The sequence below is a fragment of the Clostridium sp. CM038 genome (assembly GCF_055081105.1).
Window position 1 is genome coordinate 239,751 of sequence record NZ_CM143651.1, and the last position, 19,186, is coordinate 258,936.

The 19,186-nt window shown below is 32.1% G+C and carries 17 protein-coding genes, 2 tRNA genes, 1 pseudogene and 1 riboswitch; of the genes and pseudogenes, 15 read left to right on the forward strand and 5 right to left on the reverse strand.

The features are described 5' to 3' along the window. Nucleotides 1–80 precede the first annotated feature (80 nt). A complete protein-coding gene (locus ACWJKS_RS01065) occupies nt 81–2,249 on the forward strand; it encodes a Tex family protein (protein WP_220320445.1) in 2,169 nt (722 codons plus the stop codon). Nucleotides 2,250–2,306: 57 nt separating this feature from the next. Continuing rightward, nucleotides 2,307–2,485, forward strand: a riboswitch (FMN riboswitch). A 93-nt stretch (nt 2,486–2,578) separates the two neighbouring features. Then, entirely contained in the window at nt 2,579–3,208 is a 630-nt protein-coding gene (locus ACWJKS_RS01070) for an ECF transporter S component (protein ID WP_462960268.1), read from the forward strand. A 111-nt stretch (nt 3,209–3,319) separates the two neighbouring features. Here ACWJKS_RS01070 and ACWJKS_RS01075 read toward each other — a convergent pair. The 4 genes and pseudogenes from ACWJKS_RS01075 to tsaE form a co-directional block, all read right to left on the reverse strand. Beyond that, nucleotides 3,320–4,237: pseudogene (locus tag ACWJKS_RS01075) on the reverse strand (polysaccharide deacetylase family protein). 131 nt (nt 4,238–4,368) lie between these two features. Next, nucleotides 4,369–4,818, reverse strand: a complete 450-nt coding sequence (rimI, locus tag ACWJKS_RS01080) for a ribosomal protein S18-alanine N-acetyltransferase (protein ID WP_216303957.1) — start codon at nt 4,816–4,818, stop codon at nt 4,369–4,371. Continuing rightward, the gene (gene tsaB, locus ACWJKS_RS01085) at nt 4,811–5,524 is read right to left on the reverse strand and encodes a tRNA (adenosine(37)-N6)-threonylcarbamoyltransferase complex dimerization subunit type 1 TsaB (RefSeq protein WP_216303956.1); all 714 of its coding nucleotides are present in this window, start codon (nt 5,522–5,524) and stop codon (nt 4,811–4,813) included. Before tsaB ends, rimI begins: the two co-directional genes overlap by 8 nt. Beyond that, nucleotides 5,521–5,979, reverse strand: a complete 459-nt coding sequence (gene tsaE / locus ACWJKS_RS01090; RefSeq protein ID WP_216303955.1) for a tRNA (adenosine(37)-N6)-threonylcarbamoyltransferase complex ATPase subunit type 1 TsaE — start codon at nt 5,977–5,979, stop codon at nt 5,521–5,523. The genes tsaB and tsaE overlap by 4 nt, the downstream gene beginning before the upstream one ends. Before the next feature lie 130 nt (nt 5,980–6,109). Here tsaE and ACWJKS_RS01095 point away from each other — a divergent pair. The 11 genes from ACWJKS_RS01095 (at nt 6,110) to nth (ending at nt 15,947) form a co-directional block, all read left to right on the forward strand. Beyond that, nucleotides 6,110–6,185, forward strand: a tRNA-Trp gene (locus tag ACWJKS_RS01095). Nucleotides 6,186–6,249: 64 nt separating this feature from the next. After that, a tRNA-Trp gene (locus tag ACWJKS_RS01100) sits at nt 6,250–6,325 on the forward strand. A 114-nt stretch (nt 6,326–6,439) separates the two neighbouring features. Then, the gene (locus tag ACWJKS_RS01105) at nt 6,440–7,420 is read left to right on the forward strand and encodes an NAD(P)/FAD-dependent oxidoreductase (protein ID WP_216303954.1); all 981 of its coding nucleotides are present in this window, start codon (nt 6,440–6,442) and stop codon (nt 7,418–7,420) included. A gap of 222 nt (nt 7,421–7,642) precedes the next feature. Further along, nucleotides 7,643–8,704: an IS30 family transposase gene (locus tag ACWJKS_RS01110; protein ID WP_462959495.1), complete on the forward strand. Its 1,062-nt coding sequence runs from the start codon at nt 7,643–7,645 to the stop codon at nt 8,702–8,704. 547 nt (nt 8,705–9,251) lie between these two features. Beyond that, entirely contained in the window at nt 9,252–10,163 is a 912-nt protein-coding gene (gene cysK / locus ACWJKS_RS01115) for a cysteine synthase A (RefSeq protein WP_216303953.1), read from the forward strand. Between the two features lie 283 nt (nt 10,164–10,446). Next, nucleotides 10,447–11,040 carry a serine O-acetyltransferase EpsC gene (epsC, locus tag ACWJKS_RS01120; RefSeq protein ID WP_187351438.1) on the forward strand — a complete coding sequence of 198 codons (594 nt, stop codon included), beginning with the start codon at nt 10,447–10,449 and terminating at the stop codon, nt 11,038–11,040. A gap of 14 nt (nt 11,041–11,054) precedes the next feature. After that, nucleotides 11,055–12,047: a tRNA epoxyqueuosine(34) reductase QueG gene (gene queG / locus ACWJKS_RS01125; RefSeq protein WP_216303952.1), complete on the forward strand. Its 993-nt coding sequence runs from the start codon at nt 11,055–11,057 to the stop codon at nt 12,045–12,047. Between the two features lie 38 nt (nt 12,048–12,085). Next, nucleotides 12,086–12,793: a lysophospholipid acyltransferase family protein gene (locus ACWJKS_RS01130; RefSeq protein WP_165413622.1), complete on the forward strand. Its 708-nt coding sequence runs from the start codon at nt 12,086–12,088 to the stop codon at nt 12,791–12,793. A 223-nt stretch (nt 12,794–13,016) separates the two neighbouring features. Then, on the forward strand, nt 13,017–14,210 hold the full coding sequence (locus ACWJKS_RS01135; RefSeq protein WP_165413623.1) for a glycine C-acetyltransferase: 1,194 nt from the start codon (nt 13,017–13,019) through the stop codon (nt 14,208–14,210). Between the two features lie 122 nt (nt 14,211–14,332). Beyond that, nucleotides 14,333–15,292 (forward strand): L-threonine 3-dehydrogenase, encoded by a 960-nt coding sequence (locus tag ACWJKS_RS01140; RefSeq protein ID WP_462960269.1) that lies wholly within the window; start codon nt 14,333–14,335, stop codon nt 15,290–15,292. Between the two features lie 19 nt (nt 15,293–15,311). Next, complete coding sequence (gene nth, locus ACWJKS_RS01145; protein ID WP_216303950.1) at nt 15,312–15,947, forward strand: endonuclease III; 636 nt, start codon at nt 15,312–15,314, stop codon at nt 15,945–15,947. 126 nt (nt 15,948–16,073) lie between these two features. On the opposite strand, the gene trhA is transcribed toward nth, so the two are convergent. Further along, the gene (gene trhA / locus ACWJKS_RS01150) at nt 16,074–16,727 is read right to left on the reverse strand and encodes a PAQR family membrane homeostasis protein TrhA (RefSeq protein WP_216303949.1); all 654 of its coding nucleotides are present in this window, start codon (nt 16,725–16,727) and stop codon (nt 16,074–16,076) included. Nucleotides 16,728–17,078: 351 nt separating this feature from the next. On the opposite strand from trhA, the gene ACWJKS_RS01155 reads away from it, so the two are divergent. Together ACWJKS_RS01155 and pepT are read left to right on the forward strand one after the other, a co-directional pair. Next, nucleotides 17,079–17,669, forward strand: coding sequence for a DUF1836 domain-containing protein (locus ACWJKS_RS01155; protein ID WP_165413627.1), 591 nt, complete (start codon nt 17,079–17,081; stop codon nt 17,667–17,669). Between the two features lie 178 nt (nt 17,670–17,847). Continuing rightward, entirely contained in the window at nt 17,848–19,074 is a 1,227-nt protein-coding gene (gene pepT, locus ACWJKS_RS01160; RefSeq protein WP_216303948.1) for a peptidase T, read from the forward strand. Nucleotides 19,075–19,186 lie beyond the last annotated feature (112 nt).

A 19,186-nucleotide genomic window follows, 5' to 3' on the forward strand; every position in this document is an offset into this window, starting at 1 on the left:
AGCTATTTAGGTACATGAAAATAAAGTATCATAGTACTTGTTATTTATTTAAATGTGACTTGCAAAAATAGCTAAAAAACATGGGGAATATAACTAACAGATTAATTAAAGAATTTTCAATAACTAAAGAACAGGCGGAAAGTGTAATTGAATTATTAGATGAAGGGAATACAGTTCCTTTTATAGCTAGATATAGAAAAGAGAGAACTGGGGGACTTGATGATATAATCCTTAGAAACTTTACAGAGAGGCTTATATATCTTAGGAACTTAGAAGAACGAAAAACAGATGTAGTACGTCTTATCGGTGATCAAGAAAAACTAACAGCGGAAATTGAGGAGTCAATAAGAAAAAGCGAGACATTGACAGAAATAGAGGATATATATAGACCCTTTAAGCCTAAGAAAAGAACTAGAGCTATCATTGCGATAGAAAAAGGGCTTAAACCTTTAGCTGAAATTATTGTATGCGGCGAGTTTAAGGGTGATATAAATGAGTATGCAGAGAAATTCTTAAGTGAAGAAAATGCAGTAAATAGTACTTCGGACGCACTTCAAGGTGCTGGGGATATTATTAGTGAAATGATTTCAGATGAAGCTGATTACAGAAAGTGGATTAGAGCATTAGTGCATAATCAAGGAAATGTTGAAACTAAAGGCGGTTCTGATGATACTACTCCATTTGAAATGTATTATGAGTATAAAGAAGGGGTTAAATCTATTCCACCGCATAGAATTCTTGCTATAAATAGAGGCGAAAATAGTAAGATACTTTCTGTGAAAATCAAAGCCGATAATGATAAGATTACTCAGTACTTAAGAGCTAAATGTTTAAAAGGGAATAATGAAACTGATAAGTATATAGAGTTAAGTATAGGTGATTCCGTAAAAAGACTTATATTCCCATCAATTGAGAGAGAAATAAGGTCCGGACTCACAGAAAAGGGTGAAACTAGCGCTATTGAAATATTTAAAGCTAATTTAAAGGCACTCTTAATGCAGTCACCTATAAAAGGAAAGGTAGTGCTTGGATTTGATCCTGGGTTTAGAACAGGGTGCAAAATAGCGGTGCTTGATGATACTGGTAAGCTTTTAGATATAGCTACAGTATACGCTACTGCGGGCAGTAAGGACGGTATTCAAAAATCTATAGATATTATTAAAAAATTGGTAATTAAGCATAATGTAGAAGTAGTGTCACTCGGTAATGGGACTGCTAGTCGTGAATCTGAAGAAATTTTAGCGCAGATAATTAAAGAACTTAAGGATGAATGCTCAAAAGATTTGTACTATGTTATAGTCTCAGAAGCGGGAGCCTCAGTATATTCAGCGTCAGAGCTTGCATCTAAAGAATATCCAGATATAGATGTATCTATTAGAGGAGCTATTTCTATAGGGCGAAGACTTCAAGATCCATTAGTGGAGCTTGTGAAAATTGACCCGAAAGCTATTGGAGTTGGACAATACCAACATGATGTAGCAGCTAAAAAACTCGATGAATCCTTAAAAGGAGTAGTTGAAGATTGTGTTAATGCTGTTGGCGTAGATCTTAACATTGCAACACCCTCTTTATTAGCTTATATATCAGGGATAAATGCTGCTATAGCTCAAAATATTGTAGCGTATAGAGAAGAAAATGGTAAGTTCAAAACTAGAAAAGAATTATTAAAAGTGAAAAGATTAGGAGCAAAAGCATATGAGCAATGTGCAGGATTTTTAAGGGTTATGGAGAGTAATGAATTTTTAGATAACACCTCAATTCATCCAGAAACGTATAATGCTACTAAAAAATTATTGGATTTTTTAAGGTACACAAAAGAAGATCTTAAATCTTTAAACTTTAAAGATTTGGATGATAGACTAAAAGATATTAATATTAATATGGATGAGCTTGCACAAATATTGGAGATAGGTGTTCCAACTCTTAGAGACATTATTAAAGAAATTAAAAAGCCTGGTAGAGATCCAAGAGAAGAACTACCGAAGCCGATATTAAAAACGGGTGTAGTTCAAATGTCCCATCTTAAACCGGGAATGAAACTTATGGGTACTGTTAGAAATGTGTCTGACTTTGGAGCTTTTGTTGATATTGGAGTTCATCAGGATGGGTTAGTGCATATAAGCCAGTTATCAGATAAATTTGTAAAGCATCCATTGGATGTGGTTAAGGTTGGCGATATAGTAGAAGTTAGTGTGATAGAAGTTGATGAGAAAAGAAAAAGAATATCATTATCAATGAAAAATAATTAATTAATATGTTGCTTATTTTACTGTATTTATATATAATTAAATTATAAAATAAAATTTAATAATCTTCAGGGCGGGGCTAATTTCCCCACCGGCGGTAAAGCCCGCGAGCCGTAAGGCTGATTCGGTTTAACGACATTTTGGAAGAGAGTTTTCCTTCCGAAGTCGTTAAGACAGCACCCTTGGGTGATGATTTGATTCCGAAGCCGACAGTATAGTCTGGATAAAAGAAGATGTGATATATATATATAAATTTGCCCTGGCATAGTACTATGTCAGGGCTTGTATTATATCCATCCCTAGGAGATATAGTTAATTAGGGGGCACTAAAAATGAGAGACGAAAAACTTGTTAAACTAATCAAAATATCACTTTTATCTGTTATGGCTTTTCTTTTGATGTACATTGAGTTACCAATACCGATTTTCCCTGATTTCTTAAAAATTGACATCAGCGACCTGCCAGCACTTTTAGGGGCCTTTGCATTAGGACCAATAGCGGGAGTAGTTATTGAACTCTTTAAAAATATATTACATGGAATGCTAGCTACTAAAACAGCCTTCGTTGGAGAAGTAGCAAATTTTCTAGTGGGTTCATGTTTAGTATTAGTATCGGGATATATTTACAAGGCCCGCAAAAGCAAAGGTGGGGCTATTGCTGGATTATTAATAGGAGCAATTTGTATGTCGATTTTTGCAGGGATATTAAACTATTTTGTTGTTTTACCTTTATATGAAAAAGTATTAGGATTCCCAGTAGCTAGCGTTATAGAAATGGGATCAAAAATAAATCATAACATTGTCGATTTGAATTCTTTCATTATTTGGTCAATTATTCCTTTTAATTTACTTAAAGGAATGGTATTATCAGCAATGACCTTAGCTTTATATAAGAGTGTTTCGCCTATACTTCATAAAGAGAATATGGAGAGAGAATACAAAAGTAGAGAACAAAAAATATAAAAAATACTGGTATATAAATAGGGACTTATTTCAAAGATTTTAAAAAAAGGGTATTAACAAACTAAAGGATGACTTCTGCACAATGCAGAAGCCATCCTTTAGTTTTATTGTTCACCATTCACAATTAACCATGCTTTTAAATGTAGATATGGATGTTTTAGGATATATTCCATATCTATTTAGCTCTAGTAAAGAATCTCCTCTCTTTACGCTTCCATTATTAACAGTAACAGCCATTCGTATTCCTATTGTAGGCAGAAGGGTTAATACATCATCGTTATGGTGTCCATAAGGATAAGAAAGATAATGGCTGCCGGTTAGTTCCGTATTTTTTATTAAATCTTTTTTTACATAATCTAAAGGTTTTGTAATTAAATAACCCTTGTCATTCTCTGTTTTATGTAAATTATGGGTATGGTTTGAATATTCAAATACATCAGTAGTTTCAGAAATATTTTTCCAACTTAAGAATTGTTGTGTTTTAGGATTAAATTCAACACTATTATCCTTGACATAAGATGTAATTAAAAATTATGCAGCTTTAAAATTATATTTCTTCAAAATAGGATAGGCATAAATGTAGCTACTTAAATATCCATCATCAAATGTTATACATACTGATTTTTTAGGTAGTTCCAAATTCCCTAAAAGCCACTGTTCTAATTCAGCTAGATTTATTGTAGTGTATTTATTAGTGTATAAGTAGTCCATTTGTTGCTGAAAATTTTCAAGATTTAATACTACACCATTATTTGTAAATGTGTTTTCTTTTTTCTTTAGTAGATGATGATACATCAATATTGGTATTTTTTTTGACACACCTTCAGTCTGATCAAATGTTCTAACAATCGGATCTTTAAGCGTTGTTGATAAGCGTGGGATGTTAGATGAATTATCTACTGGTTTTGGTGATTTACTCTGAGAATCATCTGAAACTATTGTGCTTTTACTGGAAGTTGGACTAGCTAAGGAATTACATCCAACCAATAGTAATGCAAAAAATAGTGCTAATATAATTTTTTTGGTCATAAATATTACCCCTTACTCTAATATATTTTAAACAGTTCACCCACATTATACCATTTTATTCTCATGCTTGCTAAATTTTTAGTAGAGAATAAAAAAAAGACTGGCAAGAGCTAGTCTTTTTACGCTATCTGCTATAGGTGTCGATTCCACATAATTACTGCATCTTCGCCGTTATCTTCATAATAATGACGTCTAATGCCTTCATTTTCAAAGCCATACTTTTGATATAAGTTTATAGCAGCGAAATTTGAACTTCTAACCTCTAAGGTTATTGCTGTAACTTTTAGTTTCCTGCAAATTTTAAATAAGGCTTCCACGATGAGGTCGCCGCCGCCATGACCACGAGCATCAGGGTGAATTGCAACATTAGTAACATGGGCTTCATCTATAATTAGCCACATTCCTCCATAACCTACTATAGAATTGCCCTTTTTTAATACAACATATTTAGCAAATTTATTATCTAGTTCACTTTGGAGTGATTCGTAGCTCCATGAAATAGGAAAGCTTAACTCGCTAATATTGAGTATGGATTTAATAGATGATGCGTCCATTGGGCAAATTTTAAAATCGCTATTCATTTTTTATTTGCCTCATCTTTTCTTCGTACTCCCTCTCAGCTTGCGGCTGCCTAAGGTAAATAGGCACTGACGAGTATATATCATCGAATGTTCCATTAGATAAAAGGTTGAGCCCTAATTCGCCTAGGGATGAAGCCTTAGCTAAGTTTAAATGCGCTGGAGCAAAATTGGCTTTAGGTAAATTTGCTATAAGTTTTTCTTTGAATTTGAAAGTTCCATCTCCTACAAAGGAAATATTGCAATTTTTCTCTTTAAGCATATTTATTAATTCATCTAAGGAAATATTAATATAGTCACTGATGCGGGTGAGCTCGTAATTATTAAAAGTATATAAGGCAGTATAAACATTATCTCTTAAAGCATCTAGCAAAGGACAAATAATTCCATCTGTATATGCTAAGTTATATGCTAAAGAATCTAAGGTAGATACAGTTACAAAAGGCTTTTTTGAGCCTTGGCTTAACCCCTTAATGGTAGCCATCCCTATTCTAAGGCCTGTAAAGGAACCGGGCCCCTTTGATGCTACAAAGGCATCAATATCACTTATGGTTATTCCTGTATTTTTTAATAATTCATCAATTATAGGCATAAGTATTTGAGAATGTTGTTTTTTATAATTAAAAGTTATTTCACCAAGAACTTTGTTATCGTCAAGGATAGCACAAGTTGCTGATTGTGTAGCAGAATCCAGACTTAAAATCTTCATAGTTTTATCTCCTTTATATAATCATATCTTTTATCAGAATATCGGATGTTGATCTTTCTGAAATCATCTCCCAATCTAGGAAGTTTTTCTATGGTAATGGATAAATTATTGGGTGGAATCAGTTCTTCAATATAATTAGCCCACTCAATAATACTAACGCCATCACTAAATATATATTCATCAAAGCCTATAGCTGCTATTTCGTCAGGGTCATTTACCCTGTAGACATCAAAATGATATAATTTCAAGCGACCTGTATATTCATTTACAATTGTAAATGTAGGGCTTGTGATATGATCTTTTATATCTAAGCCTTTTGCAATTCCTTTTGTTAAATGAGTTTTGCCAGTGCCTAAGTCACCAATTAAGCAAACTATGTCCCCTGAATTTACATGTGAACCTATTAATTCGCCTATTTTATAAGTTTCGTCTACTGTAGTTACTATGTATTCCATAAGTTTCACCTCACTAAATATTTTATCCTAAAACATAGAAAAAGAAAAGGCCTCAGTGTTTCCTAAGAGATTAAAATATAAAAAAATCTTGCATTTATTTATAACACGTGATATAATTCAGATGTATTTTAGGGGTATGGCTCAATTGGTAGAGTAGTGGTCTCCAAAACCATTGGTTGTAGGTTCGAGTCCTACTACCCCTGCCATTTTTACATTTTTACATTTTTACATTTTTACATTTTTACATTTTTGCATTTTAAAAGTTAATAAAGGGGTATGGCTCAATTGGTAGAGTAGTGGTCTCCAAAACCATTGGTTGTAGGTTCGAGTCCTACTACCCCTGCCAAATAAAACCTGTGAAATTATTTTCACGGGTTTTTACGTTACTTATTTAAATATGCATTATAATGAATCATTAAATTTTAATGTTAGGCATCTGAAAAAAACTGGAGGGTATGTAATGCAACTATATGACATAGTAGTAATTGGGGGAGGTACAGCAGGCCTTGCAGCAGCTATTTCAGCTAAAGAGCACTATAAATGTAGAATTTTGATTTTAGAAAGAGAAAATCAATTAGGCGGAACAATAAATCAGTGTATTCATAATGGATTTGGCAAGAATATTTTTAGTGAAGAATTGACAGGACCGGAGTTTGTGCAGAAATTTATAGATAAAGTTAATAAACTGGGTATTTCATATAAATTAAATACTACTGTTTTAGATTTAAGTAATACTAAAGAAATTAATGCAGTCAATGCGTGTGATGGGATTTTTAAAATTGGAGCGAAAGCTATAATAATTGCGACCGGGTGTAGAGAAAGGCCAAGAGGATTTTTGAATCTGCCAGGTAGTAGATGTGCAGGTATATACACGGTGGGGTGTGCACAGAAATTTATAAATATAGAAGGATATATGCCAGGAAAAGAAATAGTTATATTGGGTACAGGAGATATTGCATTAACAGTAGCAAGTAGGCTAGCAATTGAAGGAGCTAATGTTAAAGCTGTAGTTGAAAGTAAAGATTTTATTGAGGCAACTGACAAAAAACTTATTGATTCCCTGAATGATTTTAATATACCTTTAAAAATAAAACAGAAGGTGGCGGATATCAAAGGCAAAACAAGGCTTGAGGGGATAACTTTAGTAAAAATTAATAAAAATAATGAAGTTATTAAAGATAGTGAGGAATATATTTCTTGTGATGCGTTACTATTATCTGTAAACTTATATCCAGACAATGAATTAGCAAAACAAGTAGAAATACTAATTAATGAATCAACAGGGAAAATTGAATTAAATGAAAGTTCACAAACTAATATAGCCGGCGTCTTTGCCTGCGGAAGCGTAGCTATTGGTTATGATTCTTCTGAAAATGTGGTAAAGCAAAGTTATAACATAGGTATTAGCACTTCGCAATACATAAAGAATTCTAACATCTAGTACGTAAACTTTTATGGTTTACCAATATAAGTGAATTTAAAACTGTTAGCTTATTTTAATGGTTTTTTTTATTTGTGTAAATATAAACGTGAAAAATAATGACATAAAAACAAGGTAAGTTGTATAATGAAATGACCGAAGAGTAACAAAAAATAAAGACTCAAGAGAAATACTCTTGTATAATGTTAAGTGACTAAACCAACATATACGGGAGGATTTCAAATGAGTCAATTAGATTTTATCACACAGAGCAGAAAAGGTAAACACATAACATACGAGGAACGCATAAAGTTAGAAGCTTTACACAAAATGGGACTTAATTCAACTCGTATTGCGGAGCAAATAGGTGGGCGTTCAGAACGTACAATAAGGCGTGAAATTGCTAAAGGAATTGTAGAACTATTGAATAGTGACTTAACCACTCGAATGGAATATAGCGCAGAAATTGGGCAGTCAGAGCATGACAAACAAGGTGCCGCTAAAGGTCCTGCATTAAAAATAGGAAAAGATCACAAATTGGTGAGGTACTTAGAAAAAGCTATTGGTATAGATGGCGAATCTCCGTATGCAGCTATTCAAAATATCACAAATAAAGATCTACAATTTGAAACAACTATTTGCTTCAAAACTGTGTATAACTATTTGGATAATAATTTGTTTTTAAATATAAGTAACAAAGATCTGCCTGTTAAAAAGAATGCTAAAAAGAGAAACTATAAAAAAATAAGATCAGCGTATAACAATACCAAAGGAACTAGCATATCGGAGAGACCTGCAGCGGTAGCTGCACGTGATGAGATAGGCCATTGGGAAATGGACACTGTAGTTGGCAAACAGGGTACAAAAACTGTCTTAATGGTGTTAAGTGAAAGAGTAACTCGTAAGGAGTTAGTCTTTAAAATACCATCTAAATCACAGGCGGCTGTCGTGAAAGAATTGGACAAATTGGAGCGTAAAATGGGAATGTTATTCTCAAAAACATTTAAAACAATCACCTGTGATAACGGCTGTGAGAACCTTGATTTCGAGGGTATTGAGAACTCAGTAAGAAATAAACGAAAGAGAACTAAAGTGTATTATGCTCACCCATATAGTTCATGGGAGCGAGGCACAAACGAAAATATCAATAAAATGATACGACGATTTATCCCAAAAGGTGTGGATATTTCAGCATTCTCTAAAAAACAAATTATGCAAATACAGCACTGGATCAACAATTATCCAAGAAGGATTTTCAACGGTTTATCTGCCAATATGATGGAACAGAAAACCATTACAACTTAACATTATATTTTTCTTCAAAATTTCGGACATTTTATATTGCAATCTACAATGACATAAAAACAAAAAAATAGTATTGACATATTTTGATGTTAAGAATATAATAAAGAAAAGTAATTCATACTGAAATACTAGGAAATACTTAGAAGAAGGAAAGTAATATAAGAAGAATTTACAGAGAGAGAGTCTAAAGCTGAGAGGATTCTTATGGTCGACTTATATGAAGTGCCCTTTGGAGTTATGCACCGAAAAAGTCACATGAATGTGTCTTTGGTAGGCTGCATCGGGATTCACCCGTTATAGTGATAGAGCATAGCGCTGTGCTTGAAAAAGTGGCTTTATAATCAATTTAGTGGTTATAACTTAGAGTGGACCACGAAGTAAAACTTCGTCTCTAAATTAGAGGGAGTTTTTTTTGTACCCAAAAACTTTTGAAATATTAAAAATATAATTATATACGTGATAATTTTTATTTAAAATACTAAGGATGCAGGAATATAGATAGCTTTTGAAGGTAGATTACTTATTTTAAAATTGGAGGGATATTATTATGATGTATAACAATGTTTTAGATATGATAGGAGCAACACCGGTTCTAAAATTAAATAAATTAGTTGAGGGTGATATGGCTGATATTTTTGTGAAATTAGAAAAATACAATCCAGCTGGAAGTATAAAAGATAGAGCTGCCCTTGGAATGATAGAGAAAGCTGAAAAACTAGGAATATTAAAAGAAGGATTTACTATAGTTGAACCAACCAGTGGAAATATGGGAATAGCTTTGGCTATGATTGGAAGAATTAAAGGGTATGAAGTAATTATTGTTATGCCAGATAGCATGAGTGTTGAAAGACGCAATTTGATTAAGTCTTATGGAGCACAACTTGTACTTACAGATGGGATAAAAGGGATGAAGGGTGCTATAAATAAGGCAAAAGAAATAGCGGAGGGGAATTCTAGCTTTTTTATGCCACAACAATTTATTAATTTAGCAAATCCAGAAAAACATTATGATACTACTGCAGAAGAAATTATTAGAGATGTAGAGGACGTAGATATTTTTGTAGCTGGAGTAGGAACTGGAGGAACAATTGCTGGGATAGGAAGAAGATTAAAAGAAGCTAAACTTGGAATTAAAGTAGTTGCGGTTGAACCAGAAAACTCTCCCGTATTATCAGGAGGGGAACCTGGACCTCATAAAATACAAGGAATAGGAGCAGGTTTTGTGCCAGATATCTATGATAGTAGTGTAGTTGATGAAATAATAAAAATTTCTGATGAAGAGGCTTTTGAAATAGCAAAAAGAATAGCTAAAGAAGAAGGCATATTAGTAGGGATTTCAGCAGGGGCTAATATCGCAGCAGCTATGAAAATTGCGAGTAAAGTAGGCAAGGGTAGAAAGATTGTAACTGTTGCACCTGACGGAGGAGAAAAATATATTTCAATGGGAATCTATGATTAAATTTTTAACGACATTTCAAAAGGAAAGTCTCCCACTTCTATAAGTGGGAGTTACTACCCTAACAAATAGAAAACTTCAGTGGGGGCATAAATCTCCTTTTGAAGTCGTTAATTTATCTTCTACTAAGATGGTGCAGCTCCGCAGGAGATGATTTAACAAGGTGAAAATATTTATTTCTACTCTATAGATAAGTAGTCTGTGGGTTAACATATATGGAAATTTATATCTAAGAATATGAATTTCGATATTCACAAAATATAATTCTATAGGAGGGAATTATCATATGTTTAAAATGTTTAAATTGCTAGGATACGAAATTAATAATGTATTAGAAAAGGATCCAGCAGCTAAGAATTGGGTAGAAGTAATATTATTATATCCGTCTATCCATGCTATAATAATATATAGAATAGCTCATTTATTATATAATCATAAAATCTATTTTATATCTAGATCTATATCTCAATTAGCTAGGTTTTTTACTGGAATAGAAATTCATCCAGGGGCTAAAATAGGAAAAGGATTATTTATAGATCATGGGACGGGAGTAGTAATTGGAGAAACTACAGAAATTGGGGACAATGTGACCTTGTATCAAGGAGTTACACTAGGTGGAACAGGTAAGGATACAGGAAAAAGGCATCCTACTTTAGGCAGTGATGTGGTGGTGGGTGCTGGTGCAAAGATTTTGGGACCAATTAAAATAGGAACTGGTAGTAAGATTGGTGCCAATGCTGTAGTTTTAAAAGATGTATTAGCTAAGGCCACTGCTGTAGGTATTCCTGCTAGAATAATTTTTGTAAAGAATTCAACTATAATAGAAATTAAGGATTATGCAGGTGAAACTAAAAGAATGTACAACGATATGGTAATATAAAAGGGAAAGACAATATGGATATTAAAGAAGAAATAATAAAGTTTTGTAAAAAAAATGGCTTAGATGTAATAGGATTTAGCAAATGTAGAATTTTCTATGAGCTAAGTCCTTATTTTGAGAAAAGAAAAGAACTAGGGCTAGAAAATGAGTTTGAGGAGCAAATTGTAGATAATAGAATAAATCCATTTATATATATGCCCAGTGGGAAAACTATAATTTCTATTGCGTTTCCATATCTATATGATTTAGATTTTAATCAGAGAACGCATTTTTCAAAATATACCATGGGTAGAGATTATCATGTTGTTACAACTGAGTATATGGAAAAAATTTGCAAATTCATTGAAGGCATGGGTGCAAAAGCTATGTGCTTTGTGGATAGCAATGCGCTTCCGGAAAGATACATTGCGTGCAGTAGTGGAGTGGGATTCATAGGAAAAAACAATACTTTGATAACTGAAAAGTACGGCTCATATGTTTTTTTAGGAGAAATAATAACAGATTTAGTAATAGAGCCAGACAAGCCACTTAAGCAAAAATGTGGTGATTGTGAGATGTGTTTAGCAGCCTGTCCTACAAATTCTATAGTCAAAGGGAGAGTAGGAATAAATAATGATGCAAATATATGTCTATCCTACATAACACAGAAAAAAGATATAGAGGATTCTTGGTTCGGAAAATTAAATGGTAGACTATTTGGTTGTGATACCTGTCAGAGAGTATGTCACTTTAATAAAGAAATTGAATTTAGCTCTATTGAAGAATTTAAACCTTATGAACATATGAAGAGAATCGACGTGCAAGCATTAATGAATATTGATAATCAGTTATTTAAAGATAAGTACAAAATAACTTCTTGTGGATGGAGAGGTAAAAATATACTTAAGAGGAATGCAATGATTAATGAGGTTATTACAGAAAAATGTAAAATTATAACTATAGAGAAGGATACATCGCCTTATATAAGAGATTATTATTATAGACTTTTAAAGCTTTTAAAATTATAATAATGTTATAATTATTTATTATGAAAGGTGGAATTGTGATGGTTTCTAAAGCGGTGTTAAGAATAATAGACATTTTGCCAGATAAAGTTGTATCCTTTATAGCAAATAAACTAATTGATTCATATATTAATAAATACGCAAACATTAAAACTCACGGAATAGAGAAAATTAATGATATAAAATCTCCTATAATTTTCATATGCAATCATTTAAGCAATGCAGATGGTATAGTTATGAATAAGTTATTAAAGGACCACAATGTAACTTTTGTTGCCGGCGTAAAGCTAACAGATAATAAGCTTACAAAATTAGGTTTTCACGTTGCTAAGACAATAAAGTTAAAACCTAATTCAGCAGATAAGGAAGCTATATCTAAAATTGTTAGTACGCTAAAACAAGGCAATAACATTATGATTTTTCCAGAGGGTACTAGAAGTAGAAATGGAAAAATGATAGAGGGTAAGAAGGGTCTTATATTAATGGCTAAATTATCAAAGGCAACAATTGTTCCAATAGGTATTTGGGGAACGGAAAAGTTACTATCAATTAATGACAATGACATGGCGTCAGAAAGATTTAATTATGCAGATGTAAACATTAATATTGGTGGGCCTGTTTTACTCCCAAGTAAAAACCAAGATGAGGATAAAAACGAGTATTATGATAGGGTTATGCATGAAATAATGTCAAGTATAGCTGTGATGCTACCAGAGCAGTATAGGGGAGTATATTCCGATTGTAAATGAAAGAAAAGTTTCATTAGTATAAAAAAATGAAGAAAAAAACTTTATGATGGATTTTATTTGATCGAAAAGTATATAAAAAACATTTTTTACATTAAATTGGAATAAATTTTATAAATTAAAGGCATTTTACTATTAAATGATATATAATAGAGTTATGATTAAATATGAAATTCTCATGGATTATAATGAGAATTTCAAAAATAAAAAGCTGGAGGTATGTTACATGGGAAGTAAAGTACTTGGGAAATTTTTAAAAGAAAATTTAGAAGATTTGAAAAGTAAAGGTTTATATAATGTGATAAATACCCTAAAGAGTTCAAATGGGCCTGTTATTACAATTGGAGATAAAAAATTAATTAACTTATCTTCAAATAATTATTTAGGTCTTGCTACTAATCCTAGAATGATTGAGGCTACTATTGAAGCAACTAAAAAATATGGTGCGGGAGCAGGTGCTGTTAGAACAATAAATGGTACTTTAGAAATTCATATCGAATTAGAGCAAAAACTTGCTAAATTTAAACATACAGAAGCAGCTATTGCTTTTCAGTCAGGGTTTAATTGTAATATGGGCGCAATTTCAGCAGTAATGAATAAAAAAGATGCAATTCTTTCAGATTCATTGAATCATGCATCAATAATAGATGGATGTAGATTATCTGGTGCGAAAATCATAAGAGTAGAACACTCTGATATGGTAGATTTAAGAAATAAGGCAAAAGAGGCAGTAGAATCGGGTTTATATGAAAAAATAATGGTTATTACCGATGGCGTATTCTCTATGGATGGGGACATTGCGAAACTTCCGGAAATTGTCAAGATAGCAGAAGAGTTTGACTTAATAACATATGTTGATGATGCTCACGGTTCAGGAGTCCTTGGAAAAGGGACAGGCACCGTACATCACTTTGGATTGTCAGATAAAATAGATTTCCAAATTGGGACTTTATCAAAGGCTATTGGAGTTGTAGGTGGATATGTAGCTGGATCGCAGAATCTAATTGATTGGCTCATGGTTCGTGCTAGACCATTCCTATTCTCAACATCACTAACTCCAGGAGCTGCAGGTGCGGCTATTGAAGCTATTAATATTCTTACAGAAAGCACTGAGTTACATGATAGGCTTTGGGAAAATGCAAATTATTTAAAGAATGGTTTAAAAGAACTTGGCTTTAATATTGGAAATAGTGAAACTCCTATTACTCCATGTATAATAGGAGACGAAGTTAAAACTCAAGAATTTAGTAAGAAACTATTTTCCGAAGGCGTTTACGCAAAATCGATAGTATTTCCAACTGTTAGAAAGGGAACTGGGAGAGTAAGAAATATGCCCACGGCAGCTCATACAAAAGAAATGTTAGATGAAGCTTTAGCTACTTATGCAAAAGTTGGCAGAGAAATGAACATAATAAAATAAGGAATATGCAGCTCCGCAGGAGCTGATTTAATTTAGGTATAACACATAATTACTAGGTGTTATACCTAAATTAATATTAAATATTAGGAATATTTATTTAATGTAGAGAGGAAGGGTGTAAAATGAAAAAAATATTAGTAACAGGGGCATTAGGACAAATAGGTTCTGAACTCGTAATGAAAATGAGAGAAATTTATGGCAGTAATAATGTAATAGCTACAGATTTAAGGAAATCTGAGGATAGTCAAGTAGTTACTTCAGGACCTTTTGAAATACTGGATGTAACTGACCATAAAGCTATGCTTGAGCTTTGCAAAAAATATGAAATAGATTCATTAATTCATTTAGCAGCCTTATTATCAGCAACAGCTGAAGCAAAACCACTACTCGCTTGGAATATAAATATGGGTGGACTTGTAAATGCTTTAGAGGTTGCTAGAGAACTTAAATGCAAGTTCTTTACACCTAGCTCTATAGGGGCGTTTGGACCATCTACACCTAAAGATAATACTCCTCAGGATACAATCCAAAGACCAACAACTATGTATGGTGTAAATAAAGTTTCAGGAGAATTATTATGTGATTATTACTATAAGAAATTTGGGGTTGATACAAGAGGAGTACGTTTCCCAGGTTTAATTTCTTATGAAGTTCTTCCAGGTGGAGGGACAACAGATTATGCTGTTGATATATATTATGAAGCATTAAGGTCAGGTAAATACACTTCATTCATTGGAAGCGGGACAAAAATGGATATGATGTATATGCCAGATGCAATAAATGCAATAATTAAGTTAATGGAAGCTGATGAATCAAAATTAATACACAGAAATGCATTTAATATTGCAGCTATGAGTTTTGAACCAGAAGAAATAGCTAATGAAATTAAAAAACATATTCCAGGGTTTATTATGGATTATAATGTAGATCCAGTAAGACAAGGAATAGCTAATTCATGGCCAAATTCAATGGATTCAACCTGCGCTAAAAATGAATGGGGATTTACTGCTGAATATAATTTGCCTAAAATGACTATTGATATGCTCGAAAAATTAAGAGCTAAAGGAATCGGCGCTGAGTAATGTAAAGTAGGTGACGTATATGAATAAAAAAACAATAAAAGCAGTGCTTGAAATTCTTAACGAAACGTATGCGGGGACAAAGTGTGGCTTGGATTTTACAACGCATTATGAACTTTTAGTATCAACCATACTATCAGCACAGTGCACAGATGATCGAGTAAATATTGTTACAAAGAAGTTGTATAAGAAATATAATACACCAGAATCCATGATCGCTTTATCAGACTTAGAACTAGGTGAAAAAATTAAAAGCTGTGGATTTTATAATAATAAGAGTAAAAATATTTTGGGAGCTACAAAATTAATATTAGAAAAATATAATGGAGAAGTGCCAAGCACGATGGAAGAATTAATAGATCTTCCAGGAGTTGGGAGAAAAACTGCTAATGTGGTTTTATCTAATGCATTTGGTATTCCGGCAATTGCTGTAGATACTCACGTTTTTAGAGTATCAAACAGAATAGGGCTTGCCCCAGGAAAGAACGTTTACGAGGTAGAGCAGAAGCTTATGAAAAATATTCCTAAAAAAATGTGGAGTGATGCTCATCATTACATTATATGGCATGGCAGAAAAATATGTAAAGCTAGGAAACCTAATTGCGAGGTGTGTCCAATAGCTCCTTATTGTGAATTTCTAAATGGAAAAGGAAAATAGGTAGCAAACTTTAGCTAGCTGAAAATCGAAAAATAAAAGCCCTTTATATTTTGAAAATATTAAAGAGCTTTTATTTTTTGAATATACTAATGGAATTATATTTTTAAAATTTTTACTATATTAAATTTAGTTAATGTACATTATGTACTTAAACATAAGTATAAAATGACAAAGGCTTCCAAGCATAATAAAAATATGAAATATCTCGTGAAATCCAAAAAGCTTTAGGTTTATTTTGGGACGTTTAGTAGCGTATATAACAGCTCCTACAGTATAAAAGAGCCCACCGGCTAGTAGCCAGATAAATCCACCTAAGGATATAGCCTTTATAATAGGGACAATAGCAATGACAGAAATCCAACCCATTAAAATATAGAATCCAGTGTATAGCGATCTAGGGGCATCAAACCAAACTATCTTCAAAACAATTCCTATAAGAGCTAAAATCCAAATACCAAAAAAAAGGAGGGTTCCAATGGTGCCTTTTAAAGCGATTAAGCATATAGGAGTATATGTCCCTGCTATTAGAACATATATCATAGAATGATCTACTCTTCTAAGTATTTTTATAACCTTTTGTGAAGATAAGGACTGGTGATATGTTGAACTCGCACAATAAAGGAGTATTGAACTTACCCCAAATACTGCAAGTATAATAGTGTTATACATATTTGAAATGATTAAGGAATATTTAATTAGAAGAATTAAACCTATTAGGGATAAAAAAGCGCCAGCTAAGTGTGTAAGGCTGCTTACAGGTTCTCTAAATTTTGATAACAAATCACTCACTCCTTTAAAATTAAAATTTATTATTTAAATCTAATGATTTTAAAAAATAAGGATAAACTTTTTGTAACATTTACTAGTTAAATATAGGTTTCAGTTATAGTAAGTCGATATATAGTTTTTGAAACTATATTAGCTATGTATTAATACTACATTATAAAGTGATAAAAATCAATAGTAATAATATTAAATTTATAGTTAATATTGTAACATCTAAGATGATGATTTAATTATTACAAACACCATCAAACAAAAGTCATAAGTTAGAGTGCTTATAATTGTAGATTATTCATAATTGTGGATTATGAGTAATCTATGCTATATAATGAAGGCGAGGTGGAATAAATGGATTATAACAAGGAAAGTCTAAATGAATTAGTTGAAGAGATTATAGGAACAAAAGATATCAATTTAATGGAAATACCATGCGTAGATTTATATATGGATCAGGTTACAACTTTTTTTAATGAAAAGCTTGGAAGTCTTAGAAGAAATGAAGAAGATAAAATTCTTACAAAAACTATGATTAATAATTATACTAAAGGTAAGGTTTTGATGCCAGCAAAAAATAAAAAATATACTAATGAACATATGATTCTGCTGACACTTATCTATAATTTGAAGCAGACTATATCAATTAATGATATTAATACAATATTTGATCCTATTATTGATATAAAAGCTCCTCAAAGTATGAGTATTCCATTAAAAGATTTATATAATAATTTTTTAGCAATTAAAGAAGTTCAAAATCAAGAGTTTGCAGAAGATATAGATAAAGATACCGAATTTATAAAAGAGAGAATTAAAGAAATGGGAAAAAAAGATGGGGAGTTAATAGAATTAATATTAATGATATTACTACTTATTAATAAAGCTAATATGCAAAAGAGAATGGCGGAAAAATTAATTGATAACTTTTTGAAAAAAAAATAATAAATTTTGTACATATTTCATTTATGGAGTTCTGATATAAAACTTAGTAATGAAAAATAAACTATTAACAGTTATTTTATTTAAATATGCTTATAAAAAGTGTTTAAAATTCGAGCTAATTGTAATATAATGGTATATATCTAGTGAATTAGTTTATGAATGATAAGGAGATGAGCATATGTCAAAAGTTGTAGAAAAATTTTTAAAGTATGTTAGTTACGATACTAAATCTGATGAGGAATCAACTACGGTTCCAAGCACAACTGGCCAAATGAGACTTGCGACAGAATTAGTTAAGGAATTAAAGGCAATGGGGCTAAAACAGGCAAGTGTAGATGATAATGGATATATAATGGCGACTGTCCCCGCAAATGTACAAAAAAACATACCAACTATAGGATTTATAGCACATATGGATACCGCTCCAGATATATCAGGAAAAAATGTTAACCCTAAATTTGTGTACAACTATGATGGCGAAGACATAATATTAAATAAAGAAAATAATATAGTACTGTCTCCAAAAGATTTTCCGGAACTAAAGAATTACGTAGGGAAAACCCTTATAACCACCGATGGAACTACGTTACTGGGGGCTGATGATAAAGCAGGAATTTCAGAAATAATGTCTGCTGTAGAATACTTAATAGAAAACCCCCATATCCCACATGGTACTATTCGTATTGGATTTACACCAGACGAAGAAATAGGCCGTGGTGCAGATATTTTTGACGTGAAAAAATTTGATGCAGATTTTGCATACACTATGGATGGAGGAACTATCGGAGAACTAGAATATGAAAATTTCAACGCCGCAGGAGCAAAAATTTGTATTCATGGAAGAAATGTTCACCCGGGTTCGGCGAAAGGAAAGATGATTCACTCTACACTTATAGCAAACGAATTTGTAAATTCAATGCCACAAAATGAGACACCCTCAAATACAGAAGGTTATGAAGGATTCTATCATTTGATTAGTCTTAATGGTGAAGTTGAGGAATCAAAACTTCAATATATTATAAGGGATTTTAATAGTGAAAGATTTGAAAATAGGAAGGTATTTATCAAGGATGTAGCATATAAACTAAATAAAAAATATGGTAATGGTACAGTTGAAATAGATGTTAAGGACCAATATTTTAATATGAAAGAAAAGATAGAGCCGGTTAAACATATTGTAGATACAGCATTCTTGGCTATGAAAGAAGTAGGGATAAATCCTATAACGCAACCTATTAGAGGCGGTACGGATGGTGCAAGGCTTTCCTTTATGGGACTTCCAACGCCCAATATATTCGCAGGTGGACATAATTTCCATGGTAAATATGAATTCATTCCAACATTTGCTATGGAAAAAGCTGTTGAAGTGATACTTAAAATAGTTGAGTTATATGCTGGTAAATAATACGGTGAATCTTTACAATAAAGAAAACCATTATATTTTTATATAATGGTTTTCTTTATTATTTCATCATCTCAAGCGATGATGAAATGTCGTTAAACAAATAATATTAATT

Bases quoted from the DNA above. Each gene is read 5' to 3' on its own strand.
- ACWJKS_RS01065 (WP_220320445.1), top strand. From the start codon at position 81: ATGGGGAATATAACTAACAGATTAATTAAAGAATTTTCAATAACTAAA.
- ACWJKS_RS01070 (WP_462960268.1), top strand. From the start codon at position 2,579: ATGAGAGACGAAAAACTTGTTAAACTAATCAAAATATCACTTTTATCT.
- rimI (WP_216303957.1), bottom strand. From the start codon at position 4,818: ATGAATAGCGATTTTAAAATTTGCCCAATGGACGCATCATCTATTAAA.
- tsaB (WP_216303956.1), bottom strand. From the start codon at position 5,524: ATGAAGATTTTAAGTCTGGATTCTGCTACACAATCAGCAACTTGTGCT.
- tsaE (WP_216303955.1), bottom strand. From the start codon at position 5,979: ATGGAATACATAGTAACTACAGTAGACGAAACTTATAAAATAGGCGAA.
- ACWJKS_RS01105 (WP_216303954.1), top strand. From the start codon at position 6,440: ATGCAACTATATGACATAGTAGTAATTGGGGGAGGTACAGCAGGCCTT.
- ACWJKS_RS01110 (WP_462959495.1), top strand. From the start codon at position 7,643: ATGAGTCAATTAGATTTTATCACACAGAGCAGAAAAGGTAAACACATA.
- cysK (WP_216303953.1), top strand. From the start codon at position 9,252: ATGATGTATAACAATGTTTTAGATATGATAGGAGCAACACCGGTTCTA.
- epsC (WP_187351438.1), top strand. From the start codon at position 10,447: ATGTTTAAAATGTTTAAATTGCTAGGATACGAAATTAATAATGTATTA.
- queG (WP_216303952.1), top strand. From the start codon at position 11,055: ATGGATATTAAAGAAGAAATAATAAAGTTTTGTAAAAAAAATGGCTTA.
- ACWJKS_RS01130 (WP_165413622.1), top strand. From the start codon at position 12,086: ATGGTTTCTAAAGCGGTGTTAAGAATAATAGACATTTTGCCAGATAAA.
- ACWJKS_RS01135 (WP_165413623.1), top strand. From the start codon at position 13,017: ATGGGAAGTAAAGTACTTGGGAAATTTTTAAAAGAAAATTTAGAAGAT.
- ACWJKS_RS01140 (WP_462960269.1), top strand. From the start codon at position 14,333: ATGAAAAAAATATTAGTAACAGGGGCATTAGGACAAATAGGTTCTGAA.
- nth (WP_216303950.1), top strand. From the start codon at position 15,312: ATGAATAAAAAAACAATAAAAGCAGTGCTTGAAATTCTTAACGAAACG.
- ACWJKS_RS01155 (WP_165413627.1), top strand. From the start codon at position 17,079: ATGGATTATAACAAGGAAAGTCTAAATGAATTAGTTGAAGAGATTATA.
- pepT (WP_216303948.1), top strand. From the start codon at position 17,848: ATGTCAAAAGTTGTAGAAAAATTTTTAAAGTATGTTAGTTACGATACT.